Consider the following 15723-nt stretch of genomic DNA (forward strand, 5'->3'; position numbering starts at 1 on the left):
AGCTAGTGGGCCTGGATACCGCCCCACTGACACTGCTGTACGCGCTCAACGGGCTCGCGTTCTTCATTCTTGGCATCGTGGCGCTGATGCTGCCGCGCCGCGAGCGCTTCGTACCCTTCGCCACCCATGTGGGTTGGCTGGTTCCGTTTGGGCTGTTACACGGGACCTACGGCTTTCTCAACGCCATCGGGCTGCACCATGACCTGGGAGCGTTCGGCGACCGCGGGTTCCTGGCGGCCTGGCTGGCGGCCTCCTATCTGCCTCTGCTGGAGTTCGGCCGCCGGGTGCTGCTCGATATTCGTCCCCCCCTGGGCCTGCCAGCCTGGTTGGTGTATGGCGCCCTCGGAGCCGGCCTGGGCGCGATGCTGGTGGCCGCCACTGAACCGGCATTGGCACTCGCCAACGGGGCGCGCTATCTGATCGGCTTTCCGGGCGCCTTGCTTACGGGGATCGCATTCTGGCTGCACATGCGGCATCCCGGTTCCGGCGCGGAGGCGAGCCGACTGGTTCCGGCACTGGGAATCGCGTCGGTCGCGTTTCTGGCCTATGCCGCGTTCCTGCCCTTCCCGGCGCAGGTCGATGTCGCCCTTCCCCAGTGGCTGCCGTCCCAGGGGGACTTTCTGGCCGCGACCGGGGTGCCTGTCCAGGCGCTTCGCACGTTAGTCGCGGTGCTCTTTACGCTGGCATTAATCAGCCTCGCCCGCAGTATCGGGGCGCAGCATAACGATGACCTGCTCAGAGTGCTGGAAACACTCAATGGCTTTGTCTATCGCTGCCGTAACAACCCGCAGTGGGACGTGCTTTTCATCGACGGCGAGGTACGCGAGCTGACCGGCCATGATGCCCAAGACTTCTACCGCGGCGACGCCACCTTAGCCGCATGGATCCATCCGGATGACTCCGAGCTCGTATGGAATTGCGTCCAAACAGGACTCAAGCGAGACGGCACGTATCAGGCCCAGTACCGCGCCGTCAGCCGAGACGGTCACGTGCGCTGGGTTTTTGAGCGGGGCGCTGGCATCTACGACGCACAAGGGCGCCTGGCCTATCTGCAGGGCCATGTGTTCGATGCCCATGAACTGGTCACCACGTCCCGCGAACTCGAACGACGCAGTGAGGAACTGGAGGCCTTTCGCAGCACGCTGGACCTGACGCTGGACGGCGTCTTCCTGTTCGATGTGGACAGCCTGCAGTTCATCTATGTCAACCAGGGGGCGATGGACCAGACAGGCCGCACCCGCGAGGAACTGCTGCAGCTGCATCCCTACGACATCAAACCCGAGTATCCGGAGACCCGCTTTCGCAGCCTGCTGGAACCCCTGCGCCGAGGCGAACGTGACCAGTTGCTGTTCGAGACCACTCACCAGCACGCCGCCGGCCATCAGGTACCCGTGCATATCTCCCTGCAGCTGGTCGCCCCCCGTGGTGAACGCCCGCGTTATGTCGCCATCGTGCACGACATCAGTCAGCGCAAGCGCAACGAAGCCGCGCTGCTGGAGGCACTGGAGGACCTCGAGGCCTCGCGCGACGAACAGGCGCGCCTTCTGGACCTCACGCGCCGCGAACAGGGGCGCATGGCCTCGCTGCTCTCGGCCATGAGCATTGGCATCCTGTTCGAGGACCGCCAGGGGCAGATCGAGTACGTGAACCCCGCGTTTCGCCGGATGTGGGCGATCTCCGACGAGATCGAATTGATCGGGCAGCCCTCACGCGCGGTGCTCGAACATTCCACCCACCGCTTTGCCCGACCCGATCACGCCTCGCGCCACGTGCTGCACGTACTCGACACCCACGAGATCAGCGAACGCTTCGAAGTGGATCTCTACGATGGCCGCATTCTGACCCAGTTGTCCTACCCGGTACACGACACCGACGAGCGCTCCATCGGGCGGCTCTGGCTGTACGAGGATGTCACGCACGAACGCCAGACGGCCCAACAGCTGGTCTATCTGGCCGAACACGACCCGCTGACCGGCCTGTACAACCGGCACCGCTTCCAGCGCCGGCTGGACCAGGCGATCCAGACCGCGCGCCGCCGTGATACCCATTTCGCACTGATCTATTTCGATCTGGACGAGTTCAAGACCATCAACGACACCTTCGGCCACCGCGCCGGCGACACGGTCCTGGTGCGTGCGGCCGGCGAGATTGCGAGCCTGGTACGTGGCGAGGAGATCTTTGCCCGTCTCGGTGGCGACGAATTTGCCATCCTGATCGACCACGCATCGGAACAGGAGCCCGAAGGCCTGGCCGAGCGGGTAGCGCGCGCGATTTCCGCGATCCCGTTTCGTTTCCGCGGCCAGAACTATCGCCTGACCGCGAGTATCGGGATCGCGCGCTATCCTGAACACGGCGACAATGTCGAGGACCTGGTGGCACACGCCGATGCCGCGATGTACCAGGCGAAGGACGCCGGCAAGAACACCTGGGCGGTCTTCGATCCCAGCCGCAACACCGCCGAACGCATGCTCGAGCGCATGAGCTGGAGTCAACGCATTGGCAAGGCGCTGGAGAATGGACAGTTCGAGTTGCATTTCCAGGGGATCTACCACGTGGAAAACGGGGCGCTGAACCACATGGAGGCCCTGGTTCGCATGCGCGACCCGCTGGCCCCCGACGAAGTGGTGATGCCGGGGCAATTTATCCCGGTAGCCGAAAAAACGGGGCAAATCCTCGATATCGACCGCTGGGTCATCGTCGAGGCCATCGCGCGCCTGGCCAGGCACTCCGAGCTACCGGGGATCGCGATCAACATCTCCGGTCGCAGCTTCGACGAGCCCGGGCTGCCACAGTACATCGAGAGCGAACTGGGCAAGCAGCAGGTCGACCCCAAGCGGCTGATCATCGAACTCACCGAAACGGCGGCCGTCTCCGAGATGCAGGACGCCCAGCGCTTCATTGAGGCGCTGCAGCAAACCGGTTGCCTCGTCTGCCTGGATGACTTTGGCTCCGGCTTCTCCACCTTTGCCTACCTCAAGTACCTGGGTGTCCAGGTGCTCAAGATCGATGGCATGTTCGTGCGCGACTTGGCCAACAACCGCGACAATCAGGCGTTCATCCGTGCGATGGTCGATGTCGCCCGCGGCCTGGAGAAATGGACTGTGGCCGAGTGTGTGGAAGACGCCGCCACCCTTGCGATGCTGGCCGACCTGGGGGTCGATATGGTCCAGGGCTACTACCTGCACCGCCCCTCACAGGACTTTGCACCGGACCACGCCCCTTAAGGTGTGAGGTCCACCCCCCGCATCCTGCTGCTTTCGGCCTACCGCGCGGACAGCCATGCCGCCTGGGCCGACTGGCTGACCCACCAGTTCCCCGCGTTCGACTGGGACCGCAGAGAGTTGCCCGGACGCCATTTTCGGTGGCGCATTCGGGGCAGCCCGCTCTCCTGGCTCGAGGGCCTGGGGGACGTCCGCCCGGACGCCATCATTGCGACTTCAATGGTCGACCTTGCAACGCTGCGCGGGCTGCACCCGGCGCTCGCACACACCCCTGCGCTGTACTACTTCCACGAGAACCAGTTCGCCTACCCCGCCAGCCCCCGCCAGAACCGCTCGGTGGATCCGCAGATGGTGCAGCTCTACGGTGCGCTGGCCGCCGATCAGGTCGCGTTCAACTCGCGCTACAACCGCGACTCCTTCCTGGCGGGTGTCGATGCCCTGCTCGCACGCATGCCGGACCAAGTACCAACGGGTCTGAGCGCGACGCTCGCCGCCCGCAGCGAGATCCTCCCTGTCCCTGTCAGCGCCATCCCGCGCCGCAAGGACGCCCAACGCGATGCCAACCTGATCCTGTGGAATCACCGCTGGGAATACGACAAGGCCCCGGGAGACTTCGCCGAGGCCCTGCGACAACTGGCCGACCAGGGGTTCGACTTCCGGCTCGCCCTGCTCGGTCCCCGGCCTTCCAGGACCCCGGACGCCCTCGCGCGGCTGCGCCAGGATCTGGCGGGACACATCGAAGTGGATCGACGTTGCACACGCGCGGAGTACGAACACTGGCTGTGCAGGGCGGGGATCGTGGTCAGTACCGCGCGCCACGAGTTTCAGGGGCTTTCGCTGCTGGAGGCCACGAGTGCGGGGGCGTTGCCACTAGTACCCGATGCCCTGGTCTACCCCGAGCAATACCCCGCAGCCTGTCGTTATCCCGCCGGCGACCCCGGGGCCCTGGCCGCGCGCCTGGGCGAGTGGCTGAACGGCCCGCGCCCGCGCGTCCCCGCTGTCGACCCGTGGTACACACAGCACGTGGGTCCGCAGTGGCAGGAACAGGTGGAAAGGCTCGTGAAGATCCGGCGTTAGGCGGGTCAAGCGGTGCACTCAGGGCAGGAAGTCGCCACGGTCGAGAAAATGCAGGGTCTCACGGGCAACGGTCGCATCGAACAGCATCCCCGTATGCGAAACCGGCAGCGTCAGGTGCCGCGAGACATCCGGGCCGCGCGTCTCGTCCACCGCAACGAAGCCGTCATGCGGGGGCGGCATATGCGCGAACAGCGGCGCCGGCCCGATCGCGCGGCTACCGGCGATCATCCCGATCTCGCGCCCGCGCAGGATCGGGCTGCCGCCCAGCAGACCGCGATCCAGTGCCGCTCCCAGCCACCAGCGGCCGAGCCGGTTACGCGCCAGGCGCGCGGCGACGCGGCTGCCCGCCAGCGGCGAGCCCAGCATCACGATGCGGCCAGGCCGCTGGACCGGGGCCACGGTAAACAGATGGCGCACGATGATGCCGCCAAGGCTGTGGGCCACCAGGTGCACCAGGTCTCCAGGGACTTCCTCGACGAAGGCGGCGAGAGAACGGGCCGCCTGTTCCGGGGTCTGTCGGCGCGAGGCGTAATGAAAACGGTGAACCTCCAGCCCGCCCGCACGCAGCCGGCGTTCGAGCAACGCCAGTTCCAGACCCGGCATATGCCAGCCATGGACGGTGACAACGCTGGCGCGCATGCCGGCCACGGCGGAGAGACGCCTACCCAGCCTGTTGCGTGGCGCTGGCGCGCAGGCGGATGCCCAGCTCGCGCAGCTGCTTCTCGCCGACCGGCGCCGGGGCGTCGGTCAGCAGGCAGGCGGCCGTCTGGGTCTTGGGGAAGGCCATCACGTCGCGGATGGAATGGGCGCCGCTCATCAGCATCACCAGACGGTCCAGGCCGAAGGCCAGGCCGCCATGCGGCGGGGCGCCGAATTCCAGCGCATCCAGCAGGAAGCCGAACTTCTCTCGCGCCTCGTCCTCGCCGATGCCCAGGGCCTCGAATGCGGCCCACTGCATCTCGGGGTTGTGGATACGGATGGAGCCGCCGCCGACCTCGGTGCCGTTGAGGACCATGTCGTAGGCGCGGGACAGGGCCTCGCGCGGGTTGTTGCGCAGATCGTCCGGGCTGTCCACCGCCGGGGCGGTGAACGGGTGATGCAGGGCATACAGACGCTTGTCCCCGTCGTCATACTCGAACATCGGGAAGTCGACGATCCACAGCGGCTGCCAGCCCGCCTCGACCATCTCCAGGTCGTGGCCGAGCTTCACGCGCAGCGCACCGATCGCCTCGTTGACCACCGAGGCCTTGTCGGCGCCGAAGAAAATCAGGTCGCCGGCGGCGGCCGCGGTCTTGTCCAGGATCTGCCGGGTCACGTCCTCCGGCAGGAACTTCAGGATCGGCGACTGGAGCCCGCCCTCGAGATCCGCCGGGTCATTGACCTTGATATAGGCCAGGCCCTTCGCGCCGTAGCGGCCGACGTACTCGGTATAGACGTCGATCTCCTTGCGCGTCAGTTTCGCCCCGCCCGGCACACGCAGCGCGGCCACACGGCCCTCGGGGTCGTTCGCCGGGCCGTTGAACACCTTGAACTCCACCGCCTGCATCACCTCGGTCAGCTCGGTGAACTCCAGCGGGATACGCAGATCCGGCTTGTCGGAGCCGAAACGGGCCATCGCCTCGGCGTAGGCCATGCGCGGGAACGGATCGGGCAACTCGACGCCCTGCACCTCGCGGAACAGGTGCCGAATCAGGCCCTCGGTCACGTCCATCACGTCGGCCTCGTCGACGAACGCCATCTCCATGTCCAGCTGGGTGAACTCCGGCTGGCGGTCGGCACGTAGGTCCTCGTCGCGGAAGCAGCGGGTGATCTGGTAATAGCGGTCCATGCCGGACATCATCAGCAGCTGCTTGAACAGCTGCGGCGACTGCGGCAGGGCAAAGAAGCTGCCCGGATGCGTGCGGCTGGGCACCAGGTAGTCGCGCGCGCCCTCCGGCGTGGCCTTGGTCAGCATCGGGGTCTCGAGGTCGAGGAAATCGCGTTCCTCAAGGAAGCGGCGCATGGCCGCGGAGACCTTCGCCCGCAGGCGCAGGCGCTCCTGCATCACCGGGCGGCGCAGGTCCACGTAGCGATAGCGCAGGCGGGTATCCTCGCCGACGTCCTCGTCATCCAGCGGGAATGGCGGGGTCTTCGCGGCGTTCAGGACCTCCAGCTGCAGACCCAGGATCTCCACCGCGCCGGTGGACAGGTCGGGGTTCTCGGTGCCCTCGGGGCGGCGGCGCACGCGGCCGGTCATGCGGATTACGAATTCGCTGCGCAGCTGCTCGGCGCGGCCGAATACGTCCTCGCGGTCGGGATCGAACACGACCTGCACCCGGCCCGTATGGTCGCGCAGGTCAACGAAGATCACGCCCCCGTGGTCACGCCGGCGGTTCACCCAGCCGCAAAGGGTCACCTCCGAGTCGAGTTCGTTCTCGGTGACACGTCCACACAGATGAGTTCGCATTGCGCTGTTCCAGCCGAAGGGCACGCCCGCGGAGGGCCTGCACGGTTAGTCGGGAAAGCGGGGCAAACTCCGCGCCTGCGCCCGCGAAAAGGCCGGAAATCTTACGATTTGCCCTGCTCTCGCGCAACCGGAGCCGGGGCCTCGGCGGGGCTCGACATCGGCGTAACCACGCCCATGGACATCACGAACTTGAGCCCGTCCTCGACCGTCATGTCGAGTTCGACTGCCTCCTCGCGCGGGACCAGCAGCACGAAGCCGGAGGTGGGGTTGGGCGTGGTCGGGACGAACACCGTGATCACGTCGCGCTCGGTGCGCTCCTGCACCTCACCGGCACCCGTGCCGGTCATAAAGCCCACGGACCACAGCCCCCGACGCGGGTACTCGATCATCACCACCTTGCGAAAGGCCTGGCCACCATCGGCCAGCACCGTCTCGGTGAGCTTCTTGACCGCCCCGTAGATCGAGCTGACCAGCGGGATGCGGTGCACAATGGACTCGCCCAGCGAGACCAGCTTGCGGCCGACGATATTGGCCACGATCACGCCGGTGACGAACACGACCACGATGGCGATCACGATCCCGGCACCGGGGATCGAAAATCCGAGCAAGGCCTCCGGCCGCCAGGCCGGCGGCAGGAGGAGGATGGTGAAGTCCAGCAGGTCGACCAGCAGCTTGATGATGAAGCCGGTGACGATCAGCGGCAGCCAGACCAGCAGCCCTGCAATCAGGTAGCGGCGCAGGGAGACCAGCATCGATCAGGTGCCGGCCGCCGCCGCTTTGGGGGTCGCCTCGGGCTTGCCCGGTGCTGCGGACGCCGTCTTGCCGGAGTCATTGCTGGCGCCACCGCTATCTTTCAGATTGCGCTTGCCATCCTTCTTGAAGTCGGTTTCGTACCAGCCGCCGCCCGCCAAGCGAAAGCCGGCGGCGGAGACCTGCTTGGTCAGGGCCTCGGCGCCACACTCGGGACAGGTGGTGGCCGGCGGATCGGAGATCTTCTGCAGGAGCTCGGAGATCTCGCCACAGTCCTTGCACTGATATTCGTATATGGGCATGCGTGTATTCCTCGGCTACGCGTCCGCGACAACGTCCGCAACAAAACGGTTCGAGGCGTATTATGCGGGCGTTTCCCGGGAATAAAAGGCCTTTCCCGGTCCCAGTATTGCGCCCGTGGCGTACAGCGTCGATCATTCGCCCCATACACGCACGCACTGCCCGCAAGGACCTGTCATGGCCGAAAAGATCGTGATCATGCTGCTGAACCTGGATCTGGACCGCCCCGGCACGCTGGGCGCCCCGTTCTTCCAGGCGACCGTCGCGGCCGCGATGGATCTGGAAGTCGAGATGTACTTTGCCGCCGGTACCACGCGCCTGCTGCGTCAGGGCGTGGCAGACAAGATCTATCCCGGCGAGGCTCGAGAGAAGTCGGTCTACAGCTTCATGCAGGATGCCCACGAGGCCGGCTGCCGCTTCTACGCCTGTGCCGGCGCAATGGACGAGAACGGTCTGACCCTGGACAACGCGATCCCCGAGCTGGACGGCATGCGCGGCGGTGGCGCCTTTATCGGCGAGGTCGTCGAGGACGGCGTGGCCACCCTGACCTACTGAGTCGGGTCCGGTGAGCGAGCCCCAAACCCGTGCTGTCCTGATTACCGGCTGCTCCAGCGGGATCGGGCTGCACACTGCCCGTGCTCTGCGCGAGCGCGGCTATCGTGTGTTTCCTACCGCCCGGCGCGGCGAGGATGTGGCGCGCCTGAAGAAGGAGGGCTTCGAGGCCCTGCAGCTGGACCTGGACGACTCCGCCAGCATTCGCAGCGCGGTCACCGAGACCCTGCACCGGACCGACGGCCACCTCTACGGACTCTTCAACAACGGCGCATACGGCCAGCCCGGCGCAGTGGAGGATCTGAACCGGGCCACCCTGCGCGCCCAGCTCGAGACCAACGTACTCGGCTGGCTGGAGTTGACCAATGCGGTGCTGCCAGCGATGCGCCGCGCTGGCGAGGGACGGATCATCCAGAACTCCTCGGTACTCGGCTTTGCCGCTCTGCGCCTGCGTGGGGCCTATGTGACCTCCAAGTTCGCGATCGAGGGCATGAGCGACACCCTGCGCCAGGAGCTGCACGGCACGGGTATCCACGTGAGCCTGGTCGAGCCCGGCCCGATTCGCAGCGCCTTCCGCGCCAACGCCCTGAAGGCCTTCCGCCGCCACATCCACCGCGAGCACAGCCCCTGGGCCGAGACCTACCGCGCCGCCGAGGCGCGCATGGCCAACGCCGAGTCGGACGCCCCGTTTACCCTCGGCCCGGAGGCCGTCACCCGCTGCGTGGTGCACGCGCTTGAGGCCCGCCGTCCGCGGGTGCGCTACCGCATCACCTTCCCGACCAAGCTGTTCGCCTTCCTCAAGTGGCTGCTACCGGCGCGCGCAATGGATGCCGTTCTGCGCGGGGTATCGCGCGGGGAGAACCGCTGATGCCCGCGCGGCCAGGGGCGGGCGCCGCATGAATCTGATCTTTCTCGCGCTGATTGTGATCGCCGTGGCCACGGCCGCGATCCGCGAGTTCCAGTCCACGGACCCCGACGAACAACCGATGCAGGCCCTGTCCGAAGGCGCGATCGACGCCGCCAGCTCGGCGGTCGAGCTCGCACTCGGGCTGGTCGGGGTCATGGCGCTGTTCCTCGGGCTGATGAAGATCGCCGAGGCCGGCGGCCTGCTCACCGTGCTGGCGCGCCTGCTGCGCCCGCTGATGGTGCGCCTGTTCCCGTCGGTCCCGCCGGAGCACCCGGCGATGGGCGCGATGATCCTGAACTTCTCCGCCAACATCCTCGGGCTGGGTAACGCCGCGACACCGTTCGGCATCCGCGCGATGCAGGAGCTGGAGAAGCTGAATCCGCACCCGGGTACCGCGACCAATGCGATGGCGCTGTTCCTGGCGATCAACACCTCCAGCATCACGCTGCTGCCTACCGGGGTAATCGCGCTACGCGCCTCGCTGGGTTCCGAGGCCCCGGCCGCAATCCTGCCGACCACCTTGTTCGCCACGCTGTTCGCGACCATCGCCGGCATCACCAGCGCCCTGATCCTGCAGCGCTACTTCCGCAGCCCGCCCCCCACCCGCTCGATCGATGCCGATGCCTCTTCCAGCTCCGACGGGCTGGAAGAAACGATCCGGGAAGCCAGCCAGGACAGCACCGAACCAGCGACGGCCGAAAACCGCGAACAGGACAGCGGCCAGCCCGATCAACAGCCGATGAACATCGAGGTCCCCACCGAGGGCTATCCGGCCTGGGTCTCGATCCTGGTCCTGCTGGGGGTGCTGGCGATCATCCCGCTGACGATCGTGTATGGCCAGGCAATCGCCCCCTGGATCATCCCGGGGCTGGTCGTCGGCTTCCTGTCCTACGGGGTGATCCGCGGCGTGCCGGTCTACGAGGTCTTCGTCGAGGGGGCCAAGGAGGGCTTCAACGTGGCCCTGCGCATCATTCCCTATCTGGTGGCGATCCTGGTCGCGGTGGGGATGCTGCGCGAGAGCGGTGCGCTGGGGATGTTCGTCGGGCTGGTCGGTCCGCTGACGACCCCGTTCGGCCTGCCGGCCGAGGCCCTGCCGATGGCCCTGCTGCGCCCGCTGTCCGGCTCCGGCGCCTACGGGATCATGGCCGGCATCATGCAAGACCCGGCCACCGGCCCGGACACCCACGTCGGCATCCTCGTCTCCACCCTGCAGGGCTCGACCGAGACCACGTTCTACGTGCTCGCCGTGTACTTCGGCGCGATCGGCGTCAAGCGCGTACGCCACACCCTGGCCGCTGCACTGACGGCCGATGCCGTCGCGGTAATCGCGGCCGTGACCATCGTGGCCATCCTGTTCCTGTAACGAGTCTCCCGCGCAGCGCGGTCAGTTCGGCGGACCGCCGGGATTGATGTCCTTGTCCTTGACGATGAAGTAGACACCGATCGCGGCCAGCGCCATCCACAGCACCAGCGCGATCACCCCGAGGTATTCCCACAGGGTGACGAAGAAGAACAGCATCAGCGCAGCCGCAGCGAGGAAGATGTTGCCGATTACGAAGTTCGAGGGACGGCGGGATCCGTTGTCGGACATTCCAGACTCCTGAGGGAACAGCGCGCGAGTCGCTACTGTTTCTTGTAGGGGGCGAAGTCGAACTGTCCGGCGGTCATGTCGTCCCACAGGTCGCTCTGCAGCACGGCCAGCAGCTTGAACAGCCTGCGCAGGTCCGGGTCATCCATAAAACGCTGGTCCTCGCTGGCCTTCAGGGCCTCGACCAGTGTTGCACACTGCTCGCGGCTGATCCCGAGGACATTCAGGCCCTCTTCTCCCATCTCGACATCCATCGGGTAACTCCCGTTCGGTCAAAGCGGAGATTGTAGCGGCTCGCGCGTCGGCAGCGAAAACGCCGGATCCGGACTCCGGCATTGCGCCCGCAGGCGCAATGCCGGTGACGCCTACGCGCTCTGGGCGCGGATCGCCTCGGTGCGGTTGCGCACGTACAGGTAATACAGCACCGGGATGATCACCAGCGTCAGCAGCGTGGAGACGAACACGCCGAAGATGAGCGAGATCGCCAGGCCGGAGAAGATCGGATCGTCGAGGATGAACCCGGCGCCGACCATCGCCGCCAGGCCGGTCAGGATGATGGGCTTGGCGCGCACCGCGCCGGCATGCACCACCGCGTCGATCACGTCCACGCCGCGGCGGATCTCGTCGTTGATGAAGTCCACCAGCAGGATCGAGTTGCGCACGATGATCCCGGCCAGCGCGATCATCCCGATCATCGAGGTCGCGGTGAACTTGGCGTCCATGAAGAACGCATCCATGAACGCATGCCCCGGCATCACCCCGATCACCGTCAGCGGGATCGGCGCCATAATGATCAGCGGCACCATGTACGAGCGGAACTGAGCGACCACCAGCAGGTAGATCAGGATCAGCCCCACCGAGTAGGCGATGCCCATGTCGCGGAAGGTCTCGTAGGTCACCTGCCACTCGCCGTCCCATTTCAGCGAGAAGTTGTACGGGTTGTCCGGCTGGTTGATGAAGAGCTGCTCGAGCGGCTCGTCATAGGCCATTGGCTTGTCGCGCAGCCCGAAGAACATCTCGAACATGCCGTACAGCGGGCTGTCCAGCCCGCCGGCCAGATCACCCACCACATAGACCACCGGCAGCAGATTCTTGTGGTGGATCGAGTGCTCGAGGCTGGAATCCACTACGTTGACGACCTCGGACAACGGCACCAGGGCACCGTTTCGCGCGCGCACCTTGAGCCCCAGCACGGGGTCCAGGCTGCCCTTTTCGGCCTGGTCGAATTCGAGCCGAACGGGGACCGCGTACTTCACGTTGGAGCCGTAGAGGTAGGTCACGTCCTCGCCGGACAGCGCGGTCTCGATCGCCTGCACCACCGCCTGCTGCGAAACACCCAGGCGCGCGGCCCGCTCGCGGTCCACCTGCAGGATCTTCTTCGGCCCCGGGTATTCCACCGAGTCGTCGATGTCGGTGATGCCCTCGGTGTTCTCGAACACCTCGCGCACCTTCTTCGCGACCTCGATCTGGCCGCTGTAGTCCGGGCCGTAGATCTCGGCCACGATCGGCGACATCACTGGCGGCCCCGGCGGCACCTCGACCACCTTCACCGCCCCGCCGTGGTGGTCGGCGATCATGTTGATCGCCTCGCGGACGCCGAGCGCGATGTCGTGGCTCTTGCGCGAGCGGTCATTGGCGTGGGTCAGGTTCACCTGGATGTCCCCGACATGACTGCCCTCGCGCAAGTAGTACTGCCGCACCAGGCCATTGAAGTTGATCGGCGCGGCGGTACCCGCGTAGGTCTGCACGTTGTCGACCTCGGGCACGGTCTTCAGGTAATCGGCCATCTCGGACAGCACCATGGAGGTGCGCTCCAGGCTGGTCCCCTCCGGCATGTCCAGCACCACCTGGAACTCCGACTTGTCGTCGAACGGCAGCATCTTCATGACCACCAACTGGAAGTACGCCAGCGAGACGGAACCCAGGATCAGCACCAGCGTACCCACCCACAGCGCCAGACGATTGGCCTTCTTGCGCCCGCCAGTCCCCAGGAACGGCATCAGCAGGGTGTTGAAGATCTTCATCAGGCCGGCAGAGGCACTCTCGCCCTCCGGGGCGTGGCCACCCGCGGCCGGGGCGGCGTGCTCGTGCTGCTCGGCCTGACGCCGCAGGACCTTGTACGTCAGCCAGGGCGTGACCACATAGGCCACCGCCAGGGAGATGATCATCCCCATCGAGGCGTTGATCGGGATCGGACTCATGTACGGCCCCATCAGGCCGGTGACGAACGCCATCGGCAGCAGCGCCGCGATCACGGTAAAAGTTGCGAGGATCGTCGGCCCGCCCACCTCGTCCACCGCGACCGGGATCGCTTCGAGGAACTTCTTGCCACCCTGGACCATGTGCCGGTGGATGTTCTCCACCACCACGATGGCGTCGTCCACGAGAATCCCGATGGAGAAGATCAGCGCGAACAGCGACACGCGATTGAGCGTGAAGCCGTAGGCCCAGGAGGCGAACAGCGTGATCGCCAGCGTAATCACCACCGCCACGCCGACGATGAAGGCCTCGCGCCAGCCCAACGCGATCCAGACCAGGATCACCACCGAGGCCGTCGCCAGCACGAGCTTCTGGATCAGGGTGTTCGCCTTGTCGTCGGCGGTCGCGCCATAGTTGCGGGTAATCGTGGTCTCGATACCGTCGGGTATGTACGTCCCGCGCAGCTGCTCGAGCCGCTCGATCAGGGCGTCGGCGATATCCGGAGCATTGGTGCCCGGCTGCTTGGCAATCGCCACGGTGACCGCCGGGTGGCTCTCGCCAATACGCGCACGATCCCCGGCGGCCGCACCATGGGCAAAGCGCACATGTTCGGTCGCATACGCCGGGCCCTGGATCACCTCGGCGACGTCGGACAGGTAGATCGGGCGGTCGTCGTGCATCCCGACCACCAGCCCGGCGAAGGCCTCGGGCTCGGTGATGAAGTCGCCGGCCTGGATCAGGATCTCCTGGTCGTCCTGGTACAGGCGGCCGGCATCGCGGGAGAAATTCGAGGCCTGCAGGCTGTCGCGCAGGTCGTCCACCGACAGGTTATAGGCGGCCAGCGTCTCCGGCTTGAAGCGCACATGCACCACATGATCCGGGCCCCCGACGGTATAGATGTCACGGGTGCCGGGGACGCGCTTGAGTTCGGATTCCAGGGCATGCGCCACGCGCAACAGATCATGGCCGCCGCGCTCCTCGTCCTCGGTCCATAGCGTTACGTTGACGATCGGGACGTCGTCGATGCCCATCGGCTTGATGATCGGCTCGCCGACCCCCAGCCCCTGGGGCAGCCAGTCCTGGTTGGAGAACACCTGGTTGTACAGGCGCACGAGCGCTGCCGTGCGGTCCTCGCCGACCTCGAACTGAATGGTGATCTGCGCCATGTTGGGGCGCGAGGTGGAATAGATGTCGTCGATGCCCTCGATCTCCGAGAGCACCTGCTCGGCGGGCGTTGCCACCAGCTGCGCGACCTCCTCGGCGCTCGCCCCGGGGAACGGGATGAACACGTCGGCCATGGTCACATTGATCTGCGGCTCCTCCTCGCGCGGGGTGACGAGAATCGCGAACAGCCCCAGCAACAGGCCCAGCAGGGCCAGAAGCGGCGTGATCTGGGTTGTCAGGAAGGCCTGGGCGATGCGCCCGGAAATCCCCATGCGGCCGGATGCCGCGTCCGTGCTGACATCACTCATCGGCACCCACCGGCTGGTGTTCCTTCAGGTAGATCGCCGCGTGCACCGGATCCAGCGCCACGCGCTCGCCCTCGCTCAGGCCACCCAGGATCTCGATATCGCCATCATATGTGCGGCCCACACGCACTTGACGAAAGCGCACCCGGTCCTCGTCGTCGATCACGTACACGGCGGTAACCTCGCTGCGATAGACGACGGCCTCGCGCGGGACGGTCAGGCGCTCGACGTCGTCCAGGAAGAACGCCGTCTTCACGAACATGCCGGGGAACAGACCCAGGTCCTCCTGCTCCGGCAGATTCACGCGGATACGGAAGGTGGAGCTCGCCGGGTCGGCATAGGGGAAGATGGTCAGGCTCTCGGCCACGAGCCGCTGGTCGTCATTCAGCAGAACCTCGGCCTCGCGGCGCTCGCGTACCGCGTGGATCAGCCGTTGCGGGATATCCACCTCCACGCGCAGACGGTCCAGGCTAATCCCCGAGAGCAGCGGCGAGCCGGGGCTGACCGACTCCCCGAACTCCACGTGGCGCTCAGTAACGATTCCGGAAAACGGTGCGAACACTTCGGTGTAACCCAGCTGCTCACGGGCCTCCTCGACGCGGGCCTCGGCCGAGCGCAAACGCGCCCGGGCCGATTCCAGCTCGGCCTCCGCGCGCTCGAATTCCGAACGCGATACCACGCCCCGCTCGAATACGTCCTGGATGCGGTTGAACTCGGAGCGTGCCTCGCCAAAGCGGGCACGGGCCTCGGCCAGATCGCCCTCGGCCTGGCTCACACGCGCCTGCTGCTCGGAATCGCTAATGCGCAACAGCAGCTCGTCCGCCTCGACGAAGTCGTCTACGTCGACGTAGATCTCGCGCACCCGGCCGGAGGTCTGCGCCGAGATCGTGGAACGCTGCACGGCCTCGACGCGACCATCCAGGATGCGCTCCTGCGCAAGGGCCTGGCGTTCGGCGGTCGCAGTCTCGAACGGAAAGTCCGCCTGGGCGGCGAACGGCAGTAGCAATAGGGCCCAGAGGGCCGGGCGCATCCACTTGGGTGTCATCGGCTTAAGTTCCTTCCCTGCTATCGATTCCGGCGGGGCATCTTATATTAGAGTTTTCTAATTTATACGCCGATTGCGCGCCAAGGGCAACGCCGACGCCAGAAAATACCCTACGGTGAGTATAGCTATATCTTCAGGCGGCACACCGTGGCCTGCACGGCCCGTCCAC

Annotated in this window: 13 protein-coding genes; 5 read left to right on the top strand and 8 right to left on the bottom strand. The window is 66.1% G+C overall.

Going from position 1 to position 15723, the window contains the following annotated elements:
* The first annotated feature begins 5 nt into the window (after positions 1-5).
* Together C935_RS0100570 and C935_RS0100575 are read left to right on the top strand one after the other, a co-directional pair.
* On the top strand, positions 6-3224 hold the full coding sequence (locus tag C935_RS0100570) for an EAL domain-containing protein (protein WP_018860573.1): 3219 nt from the start codon (positions 6-8) through the stop codon (positions 3222-3224).
* Positions 3225-3227: 3 nt separating this feature from the next.
* The gene (locus tag C935_RS0100575) at positions 3228-4298 is read left to right on the top strand and encodes a DUF3524 domain-containing protein (RefSeq protein ID WP_018860574.1); all 1071 of its coding nucleotides are present in this window, start codon (positions 3228-3230) and stop codon (positions 4296-4298) included.
* 18 nt (positions 4299-4316) lie between these two features.
* Here the strand turns inward: C935_RS0100575 and C935_RS0100580 are convergent, their stop codons facing one another.
* The 4 genes from C935_RS0100580 to C935_RS0100595 form a co-directional block, all read right to left on the bottom strand.
* Entirely contained in the window at positions 4317-4946 is a 630-nt protein-coding gene (locus C935_RS0100580; protein ID WP_026278561.1) for a triacylglycerol lipase, read from the bottom strand.
* A 13-nt stretch (positions 4947-4959) separates the two neighbouring features.
* The gene (gene aspS / locus C935_RS0100585) at positions 4960-6744 is read right to left on the bottom strand and encodes an aspartate--tRNA ligase (protein ID WP_018860576.1); all 1785 of its coding nucleotides are present in this window, start codon (positions 6742-6744) and stop codon (positions 4960-4962) included.
* A 101-nt stretch (positions 6745-6845) separates the two neighbouring features.
* Positions 6846-7496 carry a DUF502 domain-containing protein gene (locus tag C935_RS0100590; RefSeq protein WP_018860577.1) on the bottom strand — a complete coding sequence of 217 codons (651 nt, stop codon included), beginning with the start codon at positions 7494-7496 and terminating at the stop codon, positions 6846-6848.
* Between the two features lie 3 nt (positions 7497-7499).
* Complete coding sequence (locus C935_RS0100595; protein WP_018860578.1) at positions 7500-7796, bottom strand: FmdB family zinc ribbon protein; 297 nt, start codon at positions 7794-7796, stop codon at positions 7500-7502.
* A 175-nt stretch (positions 7797-7971) separates the two neighbouring features.
* Between C935_RS0100595 and C935_RS0100600 the strand changes: the two genes are divergently transcribed.
* From C935_RS0100600 to C935_RS0100610, 3 genes are read left to right on the top strand one after another with little or no spacing between them, the layout of a single operon-like run.
* Positions 7972-8349 (top strand): DsrE family protein, encoded by a 378-nt coding sequence (locus C935_RS0100600; protein ID WP_018860579.1) that lies wholly within the window; start codon positions 7972-7974, stop codon positions 8347-8349.
* Between the two features lie 10 nt (positions 8350-8359).
* Positions 8360-9214, top strand: a complete 855-nt coding sequence (locus tag C935_RS0100605) for an SDR family NAD(P)-dependent oxidoreductase (protein WP_018860580.1) — start codon at positions 8360-8362, stop codon at positions 9212-9214.
* A gap of 28 nt (positions 9215-9242) precedes the next feature.
* Positions 9243-10616 (top strand): nucleoside recognition domain-containing protein, encoded by a 1374-nt coding sequence (locus C935_RS0100610; RefSeq protein WP_018860581.1) that lies wholly within the window; start codon positions 9243-9245, stop codon positions 10614-10616.
* A gap of 21 nt (positions 10617-10637) precedes the next feature.
* Here the strand turns inward: C935_RS0100610 and C935_RS0100615 are convergent, their stop codons facing one another.
* From C935_RS0100615 to C935_RS0100630, 4 genes are all read right to left on the bottom strand, one after another.
* Positions 10638-10844 carry a hypothetical protein gene (locus C935_RS0100615; protein ID WP_018860582.1) on the bottom strand — a complete coding sequence of 69 codons (207 nt, stop codon included), beginning with the start codon at positions 10842-10844 and terminating at the stop codon, positions 10638-10640.
* Between the two features lie 32 nt (positions 10845-10876).
* Positions 10877-11095: a hypothetical protein gene (locus C935_RS0100620; protein ID WP_018860583.1), complete on the bottom strand. Its 219-nt coding sequence runs from the start codon at positions 11093-11095 to the stop codon at positions 10877-10879.
* Positions 11096-11206: 111 nt separating this feature from the next.
* Complete coding sequence (locus C935_RS0100625) at positions 11207-14512, bottom strand: efflux RND transporter permease subunit (protein ID WP_018860584.1); 3306 nt, start codon at positions 14510-14512, stop codon at positions 11207-11209.
* Entirely contained in the window at positions 14505-15554 is a 1050-nt protein-coding gene (locus tag C935_RS0100630; RefSeq protein WP_018860585.1) for an efflux RND transporter periplasmic adaptor subunit, read from the bottom strand. The genes C935_RS0100625 and C935_RS0100630 overlap by 8 nt, the downstream gene beginning before the upstream one ends.
* Positions 15555-15723: the final 169 nt, after the last annotated feature.

The organism is Thioalkalivibrio sp. ALJ3 (genome assembly GCF_000377205.1).
Taxonomy (GTDB): domain Bacteria; phylum Pseudomonadota; class Gammaproteobacteria; order Ectothiorhodospirales; family Ectothiorhodospiraceae; genus Thioalkalivibrio.